This window comes from Xanthomonas sp. NCPPB 1062, assembly GCF_041481705.2.
Lineage (GTDB): Bacteria > Pseudomonadota > Gammaproteobacteria > Xanthomonadales > Xanthomonadaceae > Xanthomonas > Xanthomonas euvesicatoria.
In genome coordinates this window covers 3,372,135-3,392,447 of the sequence record NZ_CM192987.1, presented here as the reverse complement: position 1 = coordinate 3,392,447, position 20,313 = coordinate 3,372,135, and the positions used below count along the sequence as shown (strand labels likewise).

Below are 20,313 nucleotides of genomic sequence, written 5' to 3'. Positions count from 1 at the left end.
AGCATCGACCCGAGTGGTAACGGATGAAAATATATCTTTCCATCCGTATGAAGAGATTGACATCGCAAAATTCCGGTGGCATCTTAGGCTCACCATCGAGACCGGCGGAGGGACAGGCCCTTTGATGCCGGGGCAGCCAGCGGAGCGCGCAAGCGTCCGCGTTTGGTGCCAAATCCTGCGGGGACCTCCGCGTCCGCCGAAAGATGGTTCGAATCGTGCCTTGCGCACGTCGAACGCGAGCTCCGCGAAGCTCGATGGCCGATCCACCTGGATACCGCCATGAGCCTCGTGAACACAGCATCGCCGTCTACCAACGATTTCGTTGACACCCCCGCCAGCAGCGACGACGGCATCACTGCCGTGCGCGGCGAACGCGTCATCGCCCTGCCGATGCGCCATGCCGGCATGCGCGAGCTGCGGCTGCGCTATGAACTGATCGGCGTGGCCAATGCGCCGGTGGTGTTCGTGGCCGGCGGGATTTCCGCGCACCGCCATCTGGCCGCCAGCGACCTGTTCCCCGAAAAGGGCTGGGTGGATGGGCTGGTCGGCGATGGCCGCGCACTGGATCCTGCCGCGCGTCGCCTGCTGGCATTCGACTTTCTCGGTGCCGACGGCAACCTGGACGCGCCGATCGATACCGCCGATCAGGCCGATGCGATTGCCGCCTTGCTGGACGCGCTGGGCATCGGACGCTTGCATGGCTTTGTCGGCTATTCCTACGGTGCGCTGGTGGGATTGCAATTTGCAATTCGCCATGCGGCCCGTGTCGGCACCCTGGTCGCGGTGAGCGGCGCGCACCGCGCGCATCCGTATGCGGCGGCCTGGCGTGCCCTGCAGCGCCGCGCGGTGGCGCTGGGCCAGCTGCAGTGCGCGGAGCAGCATGGCCTGGCGCTGGCGCGTCAGTTCGCCATGCTCAGCTACCGCACGCCGGAAGAATTCAGCGAGCGCTTCGATGCGCCGCCGGAGGTCATCAACGGCCGCGTGCGTGTGGCCGCCGAGGACTATCTGGACGCCGCCGGTGCGCAGTACGTGGCGCGCACGCCGGTGAACGCGTATCTGCGCCTGTCCGAATCGATCGACCTGCATCGCATCGCCCCCGCGCAAGTGCGCGTGCCCACCGTGGTGGTGGCGGTGGAGGGCGACCGCCTGGTGCCGCTGGCCGACATGGTCAGCCTGGTCGAAGGCCTCGGCCCGCGCGGCAGCCTGCGCGTGTTGCGCTCGCCGTATGGGCACGACGCCTTCCTGAAAGAAATCGATCGCATCGACGCAATCCTCACTACCGCCCTTCGCAGCACCGGAGAAACCGCATGAGCTTTCGTGACCCCACCGACGCCCCCTGTACTGCTGCCACCGCCGCCGTGCGTGCCGGTATCGATCGCGACACCGCCTACGGGGCAGTGACCCCGCCGATCGTGCTGTCGTCGAATTTCTCGTTCGATGGTTTCGGCAACAAGCGCCAGTACGACTACACCCGCAGCGGCAATCCGACCCGCGACCTGTTAGGCGAAGCGCTGGCCGAACTGGAAGGCGGCGCGGGCGGCGTGATCACCTCCACCGGCATGGGCGCGATCAATCTGGTGCTCAACGCGGTGCTGCAACCCGGCGATACGCTGGTGGTGCCGCACGATGCGTACGGCGGCAGCTGGCGCCTGTTCAATGCCTTGGCCAAGAAAGGCCACTTCGCGCTGATCACCGCGGATCTGACCGATCCGCGTTCGCTGGCCGACGCATTGGCGCAGTCGCCCAAGCTGGTGCTGATCGAAACCCCGTCCAACCCGCTGCTGCGCATCACCGATCTGCGCTTTGTCATCGAAGCTGCAAGGAAGGTCGGCGCATTGACGGTGGTGGACAACACGTTCCTGTCGCCGGCGCTGCAGAAGCCGCTGGATTTCGGTGCCGATCTGGTTCTGCACTCCACCACCAAGTACATCAACGGCCATAGCGATGTGGTGGGCGGTGCGGTGGTGGCACGCGATGCCCAACTGCATCAGCAACTGGTGTGGTGGGCCAATGCGTTGGGCCTGACCGGCTCGCCGTTCGATGCCTTCCTTACCTTGCGCGGTCTGCGCACGCTGGATGCCCGGCTGCGCGTGCATCAGGAAAACGCCGATGCGATCGCTGCGTTGCTGGACGGGCATGCGGCGGTGAATCGGGTGTATTTCCCGGGGCTGGCCTCGCATCCGGGCCATGCACTGGCCGCGCGTCAGCAGAAGGGCTTCGGGGCGATGATGAGTTTCGAACTGGAAGGCGGCGAAGCGGCCGTGCGTGCGTTCGTCGATGGCTTGCGTTACTTCACCCTGGCCGAATCGTTGGGCGGCGTGGAAAGCCTGATCGCGCATTCTGCCTCGATGACGCACGCGGCAATGACCGCCGAAGCGCGTGCGGCAGCCGGTATTTCCGATGGCTTGCTGCGCCTGTCGATCGGGATCGAATCGGCCGACGATCTGCTGATCGATCTGCGCGCCGGCCTGGCCCGTGCCGAAGCGACCCTGACCACCGCCAGCCGCAAACAGGTCGACGCGTGAGCAATGTCCTGCCCGTTTCGCGCCGCGCTCCGGTCGCAGCAGTGACGCCCACACCGCGCCTGGCCTTGCTGGGGACCGGCACCGTGGGGCGCGCGTTCGTGACGCGCTACACCGCGCTGCAGCAGCGCCAACTGCGCTTGCCGCGCTTCGATTGGCTGGCCAATTCGCGTGTTGCGCAGGATTGTGGCGTCAGCGCCGAGCAGGCCCTGCAGCACGCCAATGCGGCGCCGCGCGGGCAAACGCTCTTGCAGCCCTGGGCAGAAACCACCGCACTGCGTGCCGGCGATGTATTGGTGGATGCGACTGCCAGCGATGTCGTGGCCGATTGGCATGTCGAATGGTTGCAGCGCGGTGTGCATGTGGTCACCGCCAACAAACTGGGCCAGGGCACCGCGTTGTCGCGTGCGCAGGCGCTGCATGCGGCCCGCCATGCCAGCGGCGCGTATTACGGAGACAGCGCCACTGTGGGCGCCGGGCTACCGGTGTTGAGCAGCGTGCGCGCCTTGGTCGCCGGCGGGGATCGCATTCATTCGATCGAAGGCGTGTTGTCCGGATCGTTGGCGTGGCTGTTTCATCGCTACGACGGCAGTGGCGCGTTTTCTGCCTGTGTGCGCGAAGCGATGGCGGCTGGTTATACCGAGCCGGATCCACGCATCGATCTCGCTGGCGAGGATGTGCGGCGCAAGCTGCTGATCCTGGCGCGTGCCGCGGGGTGGCAACTGGAAGCCGAGCAGGTGCATGTGGAATCGCTGGTGCCTGCCGTCGTTGCCAAGGCGCCGCTTGCTGAACTGGATGCGCAGTTGGGCGCGCTGGATGCGGTGGTGGGCGCGCGTTGGCAACAAGCGCGTGCGGCAGGGCGTTGCCTGCGCTTTGTCGGCCGTGTGGACGCGCATGGTGCAAGCGTGGGATTGCGTGAGCTGGCGCTGGACCACCCCCTGGCCGGCGGTGCCGGGACCGACAACCGCGTGGCGATCAGCAGTGACCGCTATCGCGCGCAGCCGCTGCTGATCCAGGGCCCGGGCGCGGGCGCCGAGGTGACTGCAGCGGCGTTGCTGGATGACGTGTTGCGGATCGTGGCCGGCTGATGGCGCGACCGAGCTGACGCCGGTGCGTTGCCGTGCGCCTTGCGGCGCTGCGGTGCGCGCGCGATCGATGCTGCGCGTGCCGACACCCCTGGAGCCTCGAATGTGCGGGTTACAGGCGACCGCTCGTTCGATCTGGGCGTGGTCGCAAGATGATCGGATGCCGGAGATGGATGCGTGATGGATGAAAGTTGGCGCGTGCGTGTTTACAACTGCCGGCACGCCAACTGCCGTGCCGGCGCGATCTGCCCATCGGTGCTGGCTGCAGCCGGTTTCGACCGGCCGCGGTGAAGATGAGAGGGCGACCGACCGTTGCCCTCCCATAGATCCACAGCATTACGGCGCGATCGCCTTCAACAGCGCAGCATTGAAGCGGGCCGGGTCCTGCACCTGTGGCGAATGGCCCAGATCGGCGAACTCGATCAGTTTCGCATTCGGAATCGCGGCTGCCGCGCGCTTGCCCAGCTTGGTGTAATCGCCCACGCGTGCCTTGACCTCGGGCGGTGCGGTGTCCTTGCCGATGGCGGTGCGGTCCTTGAGGCCGATGAACAGCGTGGTCGGCACCGCAAGTCTGGGCAGCTCGTAGACCACCGGTTGGTTGAAGACCATGTCGTAGGTCAACGCCTGATTCCACGCCACGGCCTGCTTGCCCTTGCCCAGCGACATACCGGCCTGCATGCGCGCCCAGCGTTCGAATGCCGGCTTCCATTGACCGGCGTAGTACACGTCCATCTGGTACTTCTTGATCCGTTCGAAGCTGGTCTTCAGCTCGTTGTCGTACCACGCATCCACGCTGCGCCAGGGGACGCCTTCGGCCTTCCAGTCTTCCAGCCCGATGGGGTCCACCAGCGCCAGATGCTCGGTGGATTGCGGGTACATCAGCGCATAGCGAATGGCCAGCATGCCGCCCATCGAATGGCCGACCACCACCGCACGTTCGATGCCGAGCGTCTTCAACAACGCATGCGTATTGTCTGCCAGTTGCGCGAACGAAAACTGATAGGCGGCCGGCTTGCTGGACTTGCAGAAACCGATCTGGTCTGGCGCGATGACGCGGTAGCCGGCCTTGCTTAGCGCGGCGATGCTGTCTTCCCAGGTGGCGGCGCAGAAGTTCTTGCCATGCAACAGCACCGCAGTGTGGCCATTGGGCGTGCCGGTTGGCGCAACATCCAGATAGGCCATTTCCAGCGGCTGCTGTTGCGAGGTGAATGCATAAGTCTTGACTGGATGTGGGTAGTCGAAGCCTTCCAGCCGCGGGCCATAACTGGCTTCCTGCGCCAGGAGCGGACTACTGGCCAGGGCGAGCATGAGGGTGCAAACGCGCTTTCGCATCGTGATCTCCATCAATCCAGCCCTGACGGTACAGCGGCGAATGTGGTGGGAACGTACAGCTGGGTGACGGTTGGCGGGCGCTGCAGGCGCGTTGCTGACGATGGCTGGCGACCCGGCTCCGATGCGTGCGCCGACCTCTATTGCCCTCATCCACGCTTCGCGCACCTTCTCCCCCGTGCGGGGAGAAGGGCAGCGCGTTCCCCGCGGCTGGTGCGTCCCCTCATCTGCATTTCGCGCATCTTCTTCCTGCGTGCACGAGAACGGCAATGCAAGGGCATGCATCCGTGGAGCGGATTCTTTCGTCGCTGCGCGCGCTGGGTTGAGCAGCACTCCGCCTACGATTGGCTCAGCATTCGATGACGTTCACCGCCAGCCCGCCGCGGCTGGTTTCCTTGTACTTGTCCTGCATGTCGCGGCCGGTGTCGCGCATGGTCTTGATGACCTTGTCCAGCGAGACCTTGTGCTTGCCGTCGCCACGCATGGCCATGCGGCTGGCGTTGATGGCCTTCACCGCGCCCATGGCGTTGCGTTCGATGCACGGAATCTGCACCAGCCCGCCGATCGGATCGCAGGTCAGGCCCAGGTTGTGTTCCATGCCGATTTCCGCAGCGTTTTCGATCTGCCCGGGGTTGCCGCCGAGTGCGGCAACCAGGCCGCCGGCGGCCATCGAGCAGGCCACGCCCACTTCGCCCTGGCAGCCGACTTCGGCACCGGAAATCGAGGCGTTTTCTTTGTAGAGAATGCCGATGGCCGCTGCGGTGAGCAGGAAATCGAAGATGCGTTGTTCGGATGCGCCTGCGCAGAAGCGGTCGAAATAATGCAGCACCGCCGGAATGATGCCGGCCGCGCCGTTGGTCGGCGCGGTGACCACGCGGCCGCCGGCGGCGTTTTCTTCGTTGACGGCCAGTGCGTACAGGTTGACCCAATCCAGCGTGGTCAACGGGTCGCGCATGGCCGCCTCCGGCTTGGAGGACAGTTCGCGGTACAGCGCTGGTGCGCGGCGGGAGACATTCAGGCCGCCCGGTAGCGTGCCTTCTTCGCGGATGCCGCGCGTCACGCAGGACTGCATTGCATTCCACAGTTCGCGCAGGCCCGCACGGATCTCCTCTTCGCTGCGCCAGCTCTTTTCGTTCTCGAACATCAGCGCGGCAATGCTCAGGCCGCTGCGCGCGCACTGCGCCAGCAGTTCGTCGCCGCTGAGGAACGGGTAGGGCAGCGGCGTTTCGTCGGCCACGATGCGGTCGTCTGCGGCGTCGTCCTGATTGACCACGAAGCCGCCGCCGACCGAATAGTAATCGCGTGTGGCGATGACGGCTTCATCGGCATCGTAGGCGGTAAAGCGCATGCCGTTGGTGTGGTACGGCAGCTTCTGCCGCTTGTTCATCGGAAGGTCGCGCTTTTCGTCGAAGACGATGGCGTGCTGGCCCATCAAGGTGATGCGCTTGCTGGTACGAATGCGCTCCAGCGTGGCGGGGATGATGTCCGGGTCGATCAGGTTGGGGCGGTGGCCCTCCAGCCCGAGCAGCACCGCCTTGTCGGTGCCATGGCCGCGGCCGGTCAGGGCGAGCGAGCCGAACACTTCGGCGCGGATGCGCACCACGTCCTGCAGGCGCCCGGCATCGAGCAGCCAGCGATGCACGAAGCGCTCGGCGGCGCGCATCGGCCCCACGGTGTGGGAGGAACTTGGGCCGATACCGATCTTGAACAGGTCGAACGTGCTGACAGCCATGCGTGCCGGAGAGGTGAGCGTAAAGGCAGCTATTCTAGTCGTTCGGCGCTTGCGGCACGGCTGCAGCGCAGCATGAGAGCCCGGCCGATGCACCTGACCCTGTACCAGCGCGACGATTGCCACCTGTGCGACCAGGCCGTGGAAGTGCTGGCGCAGGCGCGTGCAGGCGATTTCGACAGCGTGTTCATCGACGACGACGCGGCGCTTGAGGTCGTTTACGGCGCGCGCGTGCCGGTGCTGCGCGATGCGCGTGGACGCGAGCTGGATTGGCCGTTCGATCGCGTGCGCTTGCGCGCATGGCTGGACGACGACGTCGCCAAGCGGTAGGAGCGGCACGACAACGCGCCGGCTCCGCAATCTATAGCAGCCGGTGAGCACCGGCTCGCTGTCCCACGCCATGTGGGCACAAAAAAGCGGCGGACCCGACGAGTAGTCCGCCGCTCAGTGGCTGCGTCCGGTTGCAGCCTGTGGCGTTACTTCGCCTTCAACACGACCTTGGTGCTGATCGCGGTTTCGTTGGGAATGGTCTTGGTGTCGGCCCAGTCGCCGCCGCCCACGCCAAAGTCCAGCCGCTTGACGACGGCCTTGCCGGACAGCACCGGCTGCGCGCCGGGCGTCCAGGTAAAGGTCAGCATCACCGGCTTGCTGACACCGCGCAGTTCCAAGGTGCCGTCGGCAGCGTACTGGTTGCCGCCCAGGGCGCGGAACTTGTCGGCGCGGTAGCGCGCAGTGGCGAACTTGGCGACATTGAAGAAATCCGGACCCTGCAGGGTGGAATCGCGATCGTTGTTGCCGCTGACCGCGCTGGCCAGCGGGATACGCACATCGAGCTTGGCCCCGGCAAGATTGGCCGGATCGAAACTCAGCGTGGTGTCGAAGCCGGGGAACTTGCCGGTGAACACTTCACCGTCGTACTTGCTGGCAAATACCAGGCTGGAGCCGGGCGCCTGCACGTAATCGGCGGCCAGCACCGGGGCGGCGGCGAACGTGGCAACCAGCGAGGCCGCGACCAGCATCGGAGAGACAAACAACTTGGACGACATGGGAAATCCTTATGGTTTGGGAGCCAGCCAGCCACGCGGCAACATCCGCGCCAGGGTGGCGTCGCGCTGGAACAGGTGGTGGTAAAACGCAGCGCCGGCATGCGCCAATACCACGGCAATCAGCAACCAGAAACCCCATTCGTGGACGAAGTGCGCAATGGCGCGCAATTGTTCGTCCGGGGGGCTGAGCTTGGGCACATTGAACAGGCCGAACCAGCGAAACGGCCGCAGGCCGCTGGTGGAGTCGTACAACCAGCCCGACAGCGGCATGGCGAAGATCATGGCGTACAGCAGCCAGTGGGTGAACCCGGCGATGCGCTCCTGCCAGCGCGGCGTACCGGCCACCGGCGGCGGTGCGCCGGCGTAAATGCGCCACCCAAGCCGCACGATCACCAAGGCCAGGACAGTCAGCCCCACCGATTTGTGCGCCGTGTACACCCAGAAGTATTTCGGGGTCTTGGGCAGCTCGCCCATGGTCAGGCCGACGATGCCCAGCACCAGGATCAGCAGTGCGATCAACCAGTGCAGGGTCTGGCTCACACCGCCCCAGCGCTCGAGGTTCTTCATGCTCATGTGCCCGATTCCTGGGTGGTGGCGGCGTCCGCAGGCGTGGGTGCGGCTTGCGGCTCGGGGGTCTCGTCGTCGGCGCGCCCTTCGCGCACGGCTTCGGCTTCGATGCGCAACTCCACGCTGTCGCCGATCATCGATTTCCAGGCATCAATCCCGAACTCGGAACGGCTCAGCGTGGCGGTGGCGGAGAAACCGGCCGTACGGCGGAACGGCGGGAGCGGATGGCGCTTGAGCGCGTTGAGGGTGACGTCCAGGGTAACCGGGCGGGTGACCCCGTGCAGGGTCAGGTTACCGCTGACCTTGGCGTGGTTTTCGCCGCTGGCCTCGACGTGCGTGGAGACGAAATGCGCGTCGGGAAAGCGCTCGGCGTCGAGTAGGTTGCGTGCCAGGGTGGCCTGGTTCCACTTGGCATCGCCCAGGTCTGCGCGGTGCAGCGGCACGGTGACATCCAGCCGGGCGGCGGCCCAGTCGTCCGGGTCGAAGACCAAGGTGCCGCTACTTCCGGAAACGGTACCCAATGCCTTGGAAAAGCCGGCATGTTCCACCGCGAACAACACCCGGGTATGCACCGGATCCAGCGCATACCGCACAGGCGCAGCGGTGGCGGCGAGGCTGGTTGCAACCAGGGCAGAGGACACCAATAGGCGGGCGAGGATTGTCATGGGCGGATTCTAGACATATCCCGGCAACGCGCGCTCGGCTTGCGCTCGCAACGATCCGTTGCGAGCATGCCGGCTGGACGAGGAAAGGATTCCCCCATGCGTGTACTCATCGTGGTGCTGGCCGTGCTGTTGGCGATCTGGCCGTGCGCGGCAAAGATTCCGGAAGTGCCACGCTTTCGGATCGTGGGACCCAGCGAAGGATTGCCTTCGACGATGGTGGTTGCCATCAGCCAGGATCGCGCCGGCTATCTATGGCTTGGAACGCTCGACGGTCTGGTGCGGTACGACGGCGCGGGCTTCAGGACCTGGCGGCACGATCCGGCCGACCCCGGGTCGTTGCCCTGCAACGCGGTGCAGGCATTGCATATCGATGCGCTGGACCGGGTCTGGGTGGGCTGCGGCAAGACGCTGAGCGTGCTGGATGCCGGCCGCAGGCGCTTTGTTCACTATCGCGCTGCAGACTATCCATTGCTGAAGGACGGCGAGATCTTCAGCATCGCCGCATTCGATGGCGGCATCTGGGCCGGCACCACCACCGGTGCGCTGGTGCGCATCGGTGCCGACGGAGGAATGTCGTCGGTGAACCTAGGCGGGATCGAAGGCGCGCTGGATCACGCCATGGTCATGAACCTGGCGGTGGACAACCAGCACCGCCTGTGGATCGGTACCAGCAATGGCCTGGCCTATTACGACGGCACGCAACTGCACCGCCAATACGTCGCGGACGAGCCAAACCGGGAAGCGGCCATCTTCGGTTTGCAGTGGGCCGGGGACCGTTTGTGGCTGGGAAGCGAATCGGGATTGCACGTGCTGCGCGCCGACGGTCGCTGGCAACCGCTTGCCTGGTCAACGATGTTCGGCAATGGCAATGAATTCTGGGGCGCAGTCGCGACGCCGGATGGCGAATTCTGGCTGGGCAGCGGACGTGGTCTTTGGCGCACGCGCGGAGAGCGTCCACCGGTGCCCGCCCTGAGCGGGGAGGGGCCGCTGTCGCGTCGTAACGTGATCGGCTTGATGGGGGCGGCCGATGGCGGCCTGTGGGTGCCCATGCATGGCACCGGGCTCGGGTATCTGCCAGCCGACTGGAAACGCAGTGCCGTGCTCAAGCCCGCGGTGCCGATGGGCGATGCGATCTATTGCAACCTGGCGCCTGCCAAGCGCTCAGGGGGCTTATGGCAGGTCGATGCGCAGGGGCGTCTGTTGCGCGTGGATCCGAGCACCGGCGATTCGTTCCAGACAGGCCTGCAGTCGCCGCAGCTCAAAGGGATGGAGTTGGTGTCGGCATTGGAAGATCGCCTGCAACGGGTGTGGCTAGGGAATTTGACCTTTGGCCTTTCGCGGATGGACCTGCGGACCGGTGACTTCGTGCACTGGCCGTCCGATGGGCCCGAGCCGTCATCGGCGTTGTCGGCGCCGGAATGGATCATGGAGCATGGCGACACCGTCTGGATGGCCTTCATCGACATGGTGCAGCAGCGCGATCTACGCACCGGCAAGGTCTTGCAGCGGATGACCCAACAAGACCTGCATGGCCTACGCGCGATCGACATCCAGCAACTGGACCAGGGCCCCGACGGACGCGTCTGGGTGGCCGGCGAGGGCGGCATGTTCGCATGGGACGACGCGACAAGCCGCTTCGTGCCGGTGGCAGGGCTTGAGGGGACGCCGATCCAGGCATTCGCCAGCCAGTCTGCGGACACACTTTGGGTATATCGCGCCTCCGGTGCAGAGCAGTGGCAAAAGCGCGCCGCCGGCTGGAAGCGCGTGCGTCAGGTAGGCGAAGCGGATGGACTGAGCGGGTTCGATGCCTCTGCCATGCAGATCGACCCGCGTGGCCGTGTCTGGATTTCCAGTCTGCGCGGGCTTTGGCGGATCGATCCCTCGGTGCATCCGGCGCGGGTCCGCAATATCGGCACGCGCGATGGCCTCACCAGTCAGGAGTTCATCCAGCATTGCCTGTTGACCTCGGGCGACACCTTGATCGGGGCAACCAGCGATGGCTCTACCGTGCTGCTGGATACGGCAATGCCGGATGTTGCCCCGTTCGTACCGGCACTGCAGCTGGAACACGTCAGCGTGCTGCGCAATGGCGCACGCATCGCCTTGCCGATGGACCGCCCGTTCCAGCTGGGCCCGGAGGACCGCCAGCTGCAGATCGTCAGCCGCCTGCTGTCTTACAGCGACCCGCTGTCCAATCGGTATCGCAGCTTCCTGAAAGGCTTCGATACGGACTGGCAGACCATAGGCAACACCGGCATCCGCGAATTCGCCAGCCTGCCTGCCGGCAACTACGCGCTTGCGCTGCAGGGCATCGACCCGCTGGGCAATCGCTCGCAGGTACGTTCGCTGCAGTTTTCGGTCAGGCCGCCCTGGTGGCGTAGCGAGATCGGGATTGCGGCGATTGGGTTTTCCGGATTGCTGTTGAGCGCCTTGCTGGCCGCCGCATATCGGCGACGTATTCGCATGCGCGCGCAATGGCAGCTGGCGCAACACAAGCGCGAGTTGGCCGAGCAGGCATCGCTGGCCAAAACGCGCTTTCTGGCAACGTTGGGTCACGAGGTGCGCACGCCGATGACCGGTGTGCTGGGCATGAGCGAGTTGCTGCTGCAGACCCCATTGGATGGCCGTCAGCAAGGCTATGCAAGCGCGATCCAGCTGGCCGGCAAGCACCTGCTGCGTCTGGTCAACGATGCACTGGATCTGGCCCGGATCGAAGCGGGCAAATTGCCGCTGGATTACCGCGATTTCGATCTGCGCCAGTTGGTCGGCCAGGTGGTGGAACTGGTGCGCCCGAGTGCCGAGCAGAAGCAGCTGGCCTTCCAGTGCGAGCTCGACGAGGCATTGCCGCCGGCATTGCATGGCGATGCCAGTCGCGTGCAGCAGATCCTGCTGAATCTGCTGTTCAATGCGGTCAAGTTCACCGAGCGCGGTAGCGTGCACCTGCGCCTTACCACGTTGCCGCAGTACACCCGGCAGGGTCTGCGCGTGGAAGTGCGCGACACCGGGCCGGGCATGAGCGCCGAGCAGCGCGGACGGCTGTTCCAGCGGTTTGAACAGGCCGAAGGCGCGCTCACGCTGGCACGGCACGGCGGCAGTGGGCTGGGGCTGGCGATCTGCCGCGAACTTGCCGCGGCGATGGGCGGCGCGGTGACGGTCACCAGTGAATTGGGGCAGGGCGCGTGTTTTGTGGTCGAGCTGCCGTTGCACTGGGTGTCCACCTTGCCTGCGGTCACGCTGCCTGCAGTGCGCGCTCCGTCGCTGCGTGAGCAAGCGCCGTTGCAGCTGCTGCTGGTCGAGGACGATGCGACCGTGGCGCAGGTGATCGTGGGCCTGCTGCAGACGCGTGGGCATCACGTCACGCATGTGCTGCATGGTCTTGCCGCGCTGGCAGAGGTGAGCACGCGCAGTTTCGATGCGGGATTGTGCGATCTGGATCTTCCCGGCCTCGATGGTGCGGCGCTGGTGGCGCAGTTGCGCGCGCGCGGTGTGCGCTTCCCGATCGTGGCCGTGACCGCACGTGCCGACACGGATGCCGAACCGCAGGCGATGGCCGCCGGCTGCAATGGCTTTCTGCGCAAACCGGTCACGGGCGATTTGCTGGCGCAGGCCTTGGCGCGGGTGCTTGCCGATGTCGATGATGGCCAGCGCGAACGCGAGGCCGGCGACGCGTAGGTCCACGTGCAAGCCAGGCGAGGACGCGACAGCAGCCTCGCGCTGGCGCTGTCTTAGTTCCGCACGGCAGACAGTAAACCAGCAGTGCGTTCGCCACGACCAGTGCCATGCGCAGCAGATACCTGCTGCACTGGCCGGCCAAGCATTTGGTCGCATGCCGGGTCAGTCGCAGCGGGCAGCAGAACGGCAACTCGGCCAGGGAGCCAGCCAGTTCCTGGGACCAAGAACTGCGGCGTAGCGGGTAAAGTGCAGTCCCAACAAGGAGCGCCGGGCGCACACGCGGCGATGGGGACACGGATGACGATGAAGAACGTGCTGTTGTCGGTGCTGGCCGTGCTCTTGCTGTTGAGCGGGCTGGATGCGGCGGCGGTGAATCAGATCGAGACCCCGCGCATGCGCCGCTTCGGTGGTGCCGAAGGCCTGCCTTCGCGCATGGTGCTGGCCTTGGCGCAGGATAGGCAAGGCTATGTCTGGGCGGCGACCAGCGATGGCCTGGCGCGCTATGACGGCATCGGTTTGCAGGTATGGCAGCACGATCCGCATGTCGCCAGTTCGATTCCGGGCAACGAAGTGGAAACGCTGTTCGTCGATGATCGCGACCGGATATGGGTTGGCATCAACGGCTTGCCACCGAGCATGCTGGATGCGGCGCGCTCGGCGTTTACGACATTTCCCGACGTTGGCAGCGCATGCGATGGGCAGGTCTGGGCACTGGCCCAGGCACAAGATGCGATCTGGGTAGGAACCAGCAGTGCCGGGCTGTGCCGGCGCGAAGAAAATGGTCGGGTGACGGCGTTCCGTGCCACACCGGATGCGGCGGACGGACTGCCCAGCAACACCATCATGAGCCTGCTGACCGATGCGCGCGGCCGGCTATGGATCGGCACCGACAGCGGGTTGGTGATGCGCGACGGCGAGCGCTTCGTGCGCATCGCGCCAGACCGACTGAGCACGACGGTTTTCAAGCTCAGCAAGGATGCCGACGGTACGGTGTGGGTCGGGACCAGCAAGGGCGTGTACAGGGTAACGCCTACCGGTGCGCTGGAACGTGCGTCCTGGAGCGGGGCCGATGCCCTGCGTGCCGCGACCGTGGTACACGATGTGCACGGTGGCTACTGGATTGGTGCAGCCGACGGATTTTTCCGGGTGGCGCCGGGAGAAACCGCGCTGCGCCTGATGGAAGGCGATCGCGGCAGCGGCTTCCTCACCGCACATAGCGGCGTGCTCGATGTGATGCAGGACCGGCAGGGCGGGCTATGGCTCGGACTGATTTCGCAGGGCGTGGCGTATTTGCCGCCGGACTGGCGGCGGTTCTCCACCATTTTCCAGACCCAGGGCAAGCCGCTGGAGAGCCTGTATCTGGTCAACGCTGTGGCCGATGGCGACAGCTTTCTGGTGACGACCGGCGAAGGCGTCTACCGGCTCGGCAATGACGGTGAGCTGGTGCCGGTCCTGCACAGCGACGCATTGGGCGGCGGCACCGTGCAGTCGGTGCTGCCGGCCGGCGGCGGCAGTTTGTGGATCGCGCTGCGCGATGGCGTGACGCGCTATACCCCGGAGACCGGCCAGCAGCAGAAGCTCGCAATGCAGATCGGTGTTTCCGCAACGCATCGGGTGGAACTGATGACACCCGGCATCGATGGCGAATTCTGGGTTTCGATCGTGGAAGGTGGCGTACAGCGACGTGCCGCGGATGGACGGCTGCTGGCCACGTTCCGCTTCGGCACCGATCTCAGTGAAGTCGGCGGCATGGTGCAGCAACTGACGGTGCGGCCGGATGGCACCGCCTGGGTCGCAGCCGGGGATGGTGTGTGGGTCTGGCAGGGCGAACGCTTTCGCGCAGTGATCGAGGACGCCAATCATGAAGTCTATGCGCTGGCCTTCGTGTCGCCGCGCGAGTTCTGGGTTGGGCGTTCCGGTGCGCTGGAACGCTACGGCTGGGACGGGCGGCAGGCGCGCCTGCTGGAGCGGGTCGGGCACGAACACGGCCTGCCTCCTACCGAGATACGCGGCCTGGCGCTGGGCGGCGACGACACGGTCTGGGCCACCACCTCGCGGGGCCTGTTCGCTTACAAGCGCGGCCAGCCGCAGGTCCGCCGGTTCGGTCCACGCGACGGCCTGCCAGATAGCGAGTTTTCGATGCGTCCGCCGGCGATTGGTCCCAACGGCCAGGTGCTGGCGCTGACGACCAGCGGCATCGTGTTGTTCGATCCGTCGCGGCCATTTGCGCCTGCGCCGCTGGCCCGTCTGGTGATCGAATCGGTGCAGGTGCGGCGCAACGATGCCGAGCGCCCGCAGACGGTTGCCCACAACGCGCCGGTGATCCTGCAGGCGCGCGATCGCGATCTGCGCATCAGCGCACGGCTGTTGTCGTTTGTCGATCCGGCCTCCGCGCATTACCGCTACCGTGTCAATGGCTACGACGAACGCTGGGTGGAGCAGGGTGCCAGCGGCGAGCGCGTGATCTCGCGATTGCCGCCTGGCGACTACCGCATCGAGGTCCAGGCGCGTGCCGGCGATGGCGATTGGGTCGCTGCGCCGGTGTTGCAACTGGAGGTGCGGCCGCCGTGGTGGTTGAGCACGGCCGCGCAATTGGCGGCGGCAGCGCTCTGCATGCTGCTGCTGTACTTAAGTGTTTGGGCCTGGCGAAAGCGCGTGCGGCGGCAGCAGGAGTGGGTGCTGACACAGCAGCGGCAACAGCTGGCCGAGCAGGCATCGATCGCCAAATCGCATTTCCTGGCGACGCTTGGCCACGAAGTGCGTACACCCATGACTGGCGTGCTGGGCATGAGCGAGTTGCTGCTGGCCACGCCGCTGAATGCCAAGCAGCGCGGGTATGTCGATGCGATCCGCAAGGCCGGCACGCATCTGCTGCGCTTGGTCAACGATGCACTGGATCTGGCACGCATCGAGGCCGGCAAACTGGAGCTGGTACAGCAGCCCTTCGATCCCGCGCAGCTCACCCAGGAACTGGCTGATTTCATGCATCCCATCGCTGACGCGCGCGGCCTGCGCTTGGAGTACCGCAATCAGCTTCCCACGGATGTGGTGGTCGTGGGCGATGCAACGCGGGTGCGTCAGATCCTGATCAACCTGCTGGGCAATGCGATCAAGTTTGCCGAACGCGGCGAGGTGTCGCTCACCGTCAGCCAGCACGGCGATGCCCTGCGCTTCAAGGTGCGCGATACGGGTCCTGGCATCGGGTCGGAACAGCAGAAGCGACTGTTCCAGCGCTTCGAACAAGGCGAGGGTGCGCGCACCAGTTCGCGCTACGGCGGCAGCGGGCTTGGGCTGGCGATCTGCCAGGAACTCACCGTGGCGATGAAGGGCCGAATCCGCGTGCGCAGCCGGCTTGGCGTCGGCACCCAGTTCACCGTGGATCTGCCCTTGCCGATCGACCGCTCCGGCACACGTATCGCCACCGGCCAGGTGCAGGCGCCTGCAGGCGAGCCGCTGCGCATCCTGCTGGTGGAAGACGACCCGACCGTGGCGGAGGTGATCAGCGGCTTGTTGACCAATCGAGGTCACCGCGTGGTGCATGCCGCGCATGGGCTGGCTGCATTGTCGGAAACGGTGGATGGCGGGTTCGACATCGCGCTGCTGGATCTGGATCTCCCCGGGCTGGACGGCTTTGCCCTGGCATCGCAGCTGCGCCAACTTGGCCATCGCTTCCCGCTGCTGGCAGTCACGGCACGCGCTGACAGCGCCGCGCAGACCCAGGCCAAGGCCGCAGGTTTCGACGGATTCCTGCGCAAACCGGTCACTGCCGATCTGCTGGTGGAAGCGATGACGGCTGCGCGCGCAGCCGCCGGCATGCAGGCCGCGACCTAGCGTGGGTGCACGGCCCCGATGCGTTGACGATGCCGGTGCTCATCGGGCATCGAATCGCGTAAAGACGGCCGTACGATGCCTGCCTGCTGTAAACGATCACCGTTGGCGCGCTTATGTGTGTTGCCAGCATCAGGCAAGGTCCGCACTATGCGTGCAAAGGACACGCGAGCGCATGCTGCTACCACCACAACACCCCAGTCGTCGCATGCCGCTGAAAGCCTTGATGACGCGGGCTCTATTACTGCTTTGCCTGGCCGTCGTGTCAGGCTGGCCGAGTCTTACGCTGGCCGGCGTGCCGGTACTGCCGCAGCCGCGGCAGCTGACCGTGGCCGACGGGCTGCCATCCAACGTGGTGTACGGCTTCGATGAGGATGCCAATGGATATTTGTGGCTGGCCAGCAGCGATGGGTTAGCGCGTTACGACGGGCGAAACTTCCGTATCTGGCGCATCGAAGACGGTTTGCGCGACAACCAGATCTGGGCGGTTCACGTCGACAAGCGCAACCGGGTCTGGATCGGGACCGGCATGGCAGGCCTTGCGATGCTGGACCCCGCACGCCATCAATTCACTTTCTATGATGGTGCGCGCTATCCGGAACTTCGCGGCGCTGCGATCTGGAACATCAAGTCCACCGACGACGGCAGCATATGGTTCGGCACTGAAATGAGTGGGCTATACCGGCTGCGGCCGGATGGTTCGCTGGAGCATTTCGCACATCGTGCCGACGATCCGCGCAGCTTGCCCGACAACGCGATCTATCGGCTCGATGTCGATACCCGCGGCACACTATGGATCGGGACCGCCGATGGTGCTGCGCATTGGACGGGTAATGACTTCGAGCGGCAGGCATTTCCGGATGGCACCGCACAGATCATCACCCGGCTAACTGCCGATGCCGATGGCAGCATCTGGATCGGGACCAGCGACGACAAGCTGTTTCGGCGCGATCCAAGTGGTCATCTCAGTCCGCACCGTTGGCAGGCACCTGCAGAATATCCGGTATTGGGCGTGTTGTTGCGCGACCAGGACGGCAGCTATTGGCTGGACACCCTGGCCGGCCTAGGCCATACGACTGGTGCGGAGGTGCGCAATGTCCCCCTGTACAGTCTGTCTGCGCACGGGCGCATCCGTCCCAACTGGGAATCGGCATATCAGGATCGCGAGGGCGGTGTATGGTTTGCCAGCCCCAACGGCGGGCTCTGGCATCTCCCCTCGAATTGGCATCGTTTCGCGGTTGTTTTCAACTACATGGACGACGGTGGCCAAGGTGGCAACCTGGCGATCCAGGGCACTGCAAAATCGCGCGATGGTCGGATGTGGTTGGTGGGCACCTCGGGCGTGCTCGAACGCGTAGATCCTGCCACCGGCAAAATCGAGCGTGTATTGCCCACCCTGGGGTCTGCCAGCTGGTCCAATAGCGTGCTGGAGGATCGCAAGGGTAACGTCTGGGTCGGGCAGTTTGCCGAGCTGGTGCGCTTTGATCCCGCTACTGGCCAGGTGCAGCACTGGAAGGCTGCAGCAAGCGGCTCGGACGCGGCTGCACAGGACGCGACACTGGACGCTTCCTTGGAAGCGCTGCAGCAGACCGCCGATGGTCACATCTGGGTCCATGCCACGCTTGGGCTACAAGAGCGGGACGAACAAGGTCGCTTGCTGCGCACCATGTTGCGCGGGACCCACGGCCTTGCAGCAGATCTGGTGGTTTACGACCTGCAGGCTGGGCCGGACGGAGCGCTCTGGCTGGCCAGTAATCGTGGTCTGCAGCGCTGGAACGCGTCGGTTGCGCGCTTCGAGCGCATTGCCGGCGCGCCCGACGAACCTATCTTCACTTTTCGCTTCAGCGACAACCAGATCGCCTGGTTTGCCGGGCTAGGGAAGCTCCATCGCTATTTGTGGAAGAACGGCACCCTGCAACATCTAGATACAGTGGGGCCCGAGCAGAACTTCCCTGCGCTTGCGCCACAGGGACTGGTGGTCGACCACGACGGTGTTGCCTGGATGTCCAGTATGCGTGGCCTGATTCGCGTTGACCCGGCCACGCGGGGCGTGCGCGTGTTCGGAGTTCATGACGGCCTGCCCAATCCGCAATTCGTTGCGCGTTCTTTGGTGCAATCGTCCAAGGGCATGATCGTCGGCGCGACGCCGGATGGGCTGGTGATCTTCGATCCTGCCGAACTCAAGCCGAATGATCATCGGGTGCCGTTGGTGATCGAACGTGTGGGGCTACGTCGCGGCGAGAGCGGGCTGGATCTGAGTCATGTCACGCCTTTGGTCATGCAGGACGGCGATCGCGACTTACATATCGTCGCCCGCCTGCTCAGCTTCGCCGACTCCGAATCCAACAGCTACCGCTTCCGCCTGAGCGGCTACGACCCGGACTGGATCGATGTCGGGCCCAGTGGCGAGCGCCTGTTTTCGCGTCTGCCTTCAGGCCGTTACACGCTGGAAGTGCAGGGGCGCACTGCAGACGGGATCTGGTCGGCGAGCCAGACCTTGCGTTTTCAGGTGTTGCCGCCATGGTGGCTGTCGCCGTGGGGCTTGAGCCTGCTGGCCCTGCTGACCTTATGCGTGATTGCTGCAGCCATCTTGTTGTACCGCCGGCGGTTGCGTCGCTTGAATGCCTGGCAGCTTGCGGTGCACAAACAGGAAGTGGCCGAGCAGGCGTCCCTGGCCAAGACGCGTTTTTTGGCGACCCTGGGCCATGAAGTGCGTACGCCGATGACGGGCGTCTTGGGCATGAGTGAGCTGCTGCTCAAGACCTCGCTGGATCTCAAACAGCGCAGTTACACCGAGTCGATCCGCCGCGCAGGCGCGCATCTGTTGCGGCTGGTCAACGATGCGCTGGATCTTGCGCGCATCGAATCCGGGCGGCTGGAGCTGGATGTGGAGCCGTTTTCGGTGCGTCAGCTGGTGGCCGAAGTGGAGGCGTTGATGGCGCCGCTGGCGCAGGAGCGTGGCCTGCGCTTCAGCCTGGAGATCGGGCTGCTCGGCGATATCACTGCCAGTGGCGATTGCACCCGCATCCGGCAGATCCTGCTCAACCTGCTCAATAACGCGATCAAATTCACCGAGCGCGGCGTGGTCGGTTTGAAGTTGACCACGCTCGGTTCCTATCAAGGCCTGCGCTTTGAAGTGGCCGACACGGGGCCGGGCATCAACGCCGAACAGAAGGCGCGGCTGTTCCAGCGCTTCGAGCAGGGCGATGGTGCCAGAACCACCTCGCGCTACGGCGGCAGTGGTCTGGGCTTGGCGATCTGCCAGGAGCTGGCAATCGCCATGGGCGGGCAGATCGAGGTGATCAGCCGACTCGGTGCGGGGACGCGCTTCGTGGTGGATCTGCCGCTGCGCTGGGTGGCTTCCAACGCCGCGCTCGGTGGCGAGACCGCGCATGCCGAGACGGCTATCGAACCGCAGCGCATCCTGCTGGTGGAAGATGACCCGACCATCGCCGAGGTCATCGTCGGCCTGCTGCAAGCGCAGGGGCATTCGGTCGTGCATGCCCCGCATGGCCTGGCGGCGCTGACCGAAGCGGCCGACAACACGTTCGATCTGGCATTGCTGGATCTGGACCTGCCCGGGCTGGATGGTTTTGCGCTGGCGCGGCAGTTGCGCGTCTTCGGCTACGACATGCCGTTGATCGCCGTGACTGCACGCGCCGACGAGGTCGCCGAACCAAGTGCGCAGGAAGCCGGCTTCGACAGCTTCCTACGCAAGCCGCTCACTGGCGACATGCTGGCGGCCACCATTGCCGAAGCGTTACGCAGCAAGCGCTGACAAGCGCTGCCGATGCTCTTTCACCTGAGCAGGCATCCAAGTATCACGCGGCGTGTTCGTCCGCTCCTGGGCCGCTCGAACAGCGATGCGGG

General features: G+C 65.3%; 12 protein-coding genes and 1 riboswitch. Of the genes, 7 read left to right on the top strand and 5 right to left on the bottom strand.

Annotated features, from left to right (window positions below):
• Positions 1 to 89 precede the first annotated feature (89 nt).
• A riboswitch (SAM riboswitch) is annotated at positions 90 to 210 on the top strand.
• Positions 211 to 279: 69 nt separating this feature from the next.
• Genes metX through ACCQ16_RS14775 form a run of 3 tightly spaced genes read left to right on the top strand, consistent with a single transcriptional unit; the run spans position 280 to position 3,610 of the window.
• On the top strand, positions 280 to 1,311 hold the full coding sequence (metX, locus tag ACCQ16_RS14785) for a homoserine O-succinyltransferase MetX (RefSeq protein ID WP_277572589.1): 1,032 nt from the start codon (positions 280 to 282) through the stop codon (positions 1,309 to 1,311).
• A complete protein-coding gene (locus tag ACCQ16_RS14780) occupies positions 1,308 to 2,525 on the top strand; it encodes an O-succinylhomoserine (thiol)-lyase (RefSeq protein WP_277572590.1) in 1,218 nt (405 codons plus the stop codon). The genes metX and ACCQ16_RS14780 overlap by 4 nt, the downstream gene beginning before the upstream one ends.
• Positions 2,522 to 3,610, top strand: a complete 1,089-nt coding sequence (locus ACCQ16_RS14775) for a homoserine dehydrogenase family protein (RefSeq protein WP_277572591.1) — start codon at positions 2,522 to 2,524, stop codon at positions 3,608 to 3,610. Before ACCQ16_RS14780 ends, ACCQ16_RS14775 begins: the two co-directional genes overlap by 4 nt.
• 333 nt (positions 3,611 to 3,943) lie before the next feature.
• On the opposite strand, the gene ACCQ16_RS14770 is transcribed toward ACCQ16_RS14775, so the two are convergent.
• A complete protein-coding gene (locus ACCQ16_RS14770) occupies positions 3,944 to 4,951 on the bottom strand; it encodes an alpha/beta fold hydrolase (protein WP_372379998.1) in 1,008 nt (335 codons plus the stop codon).
• Positions 4,952 to 5,285: 334 nt separating this feature from the next.
• Complete coding sequence (locus ACCQ16_RS14765; RefSeq protein WP_031423666.1) at positions 5,286 to 6,668, bottom strand: L-serine ammonia-lyase; 1,383 nt, start codon at positions 6,666 to 6,668, stop codon at positions 5,286 to 5,288.
• Between the two features lie 87 nt (positions 6,669 to 6,755).
• Here ACCQ16_RS14765 and ACCQ16_RS14760 point away from each other — a divergent pair, with 87 nt between their 5' ends.
• Positions 6,756 to 6,995, top strand: coding sequence for a glutaredoxin family protein (locus ACCQ16_RS14760; protein ID WP_008575301.1), 240 nt, complete (start codon positions 6,756 to 6,758; stop codon positions 6,993 to 6,995).
• A gap of 146 nt (positions 6,996 to 7,141) precedes the next feature.
• On the opposite strand, the gene ACCQ16_RS14755 is transcribed toward ACCQ16_RS14760, so the two are convergent.
• The 3 genes from ACCQ16_RS14755 to ACCQ16_RS14745 are packed head-to-tail and all read right to left on the bottom strand — an operon-like array spanning position 7,142 to position 8,943.
• On the bottom strand, positions 7,142 to 7,711 hold the full coding sequence (locus ACCQ16_RS14755; RefSeq protein ID WP_008575303.1) for a YceI family protein: 570 nt from the start codon (positions 7,709 to 7,711) through the stop codon (positions 7,142 to 7,144).
• Positions 7,712 to 7,720: 9 nt separating this feature from the next.
• Entirely contained in the window at positions 7,721 to 8,284 is a 564-nt protein-coding gene (locus ACCQ16_RS14750; RefSeq protein ID WP_008575305.1) for a cytochrome b, read from the bottom strand.
• The gene (locus tag ACCQ16_RS14745) at positions 8,281 to 8,943 is read right to left on the bottom strand and encodes a YceI family protein (protein WP_277572593.1); all 663 of its coding nucleotides are present in this window, start codon (positions 8,941 to 8,943) and stop codon (positions 8,281 to 8,283) included. Before ACCQ16_RS14745 ends, ACCQ16_RS14750 begins: the two co-directional genes overlap by 4 nt.
• Before the next feature lie 96 nt (positions 8,944 to 9,039).
• Here ACCQ16_RS14745 and ACCQ16_RS14740 point away from each other — a divergent pair, with 96 nt between their 5' ends.
• The 3 genes from ACCQ16_RS14740 (at position 9,040) to ACCQ16_RS14730 (ending at position 20,221) form a co-directional block, all read left to right on the top strand.
• Positions 9,040 to 12,615 carry a hybrid sensor histidine kinase/response regulator gene (locus tag ACCQ16_RS14740; protein ID WP_127167366.1) on the top strand — a complete coding sequence of 1,192 codons (3,576 nt, stop codon included), beginning with the start codon at positions 9,040 to 9,042 and terminating at the stop codon, positions 12,613 to 12,615.
• 303 nt (positions 12,616 to 12,918) lie between these two features.
• On the top strand, positions 12,919 to 16,446 hold the full coding sequence (locus ACCQ16_RS14735; RefSeq protein ID WP_372380353.1) for a sensor histidine kinase: 3,528 nt from the start codon (positions 12,919 to 12,921) through the stop codon (positions 16,444 to 16,446).
• Between the two features lie 205 nt (positions 16,447 to 16,651).
• The gene (locus ACCQ16_RS14730; RefSeq protein WP_372379997.1) at positions 16,652 to 20,221 is read left to right on the top strand and encodes a sensor histidine kinase; all 3,570 of its coding nucleotides are present in this window, start codon (positions 16,652 to 16,654) and stop codon (positions 20,219 to 20,221) included.
• The last annotated feature ends 92 nt before the right edge of the window (positions 20,222 to 20,313 follow it).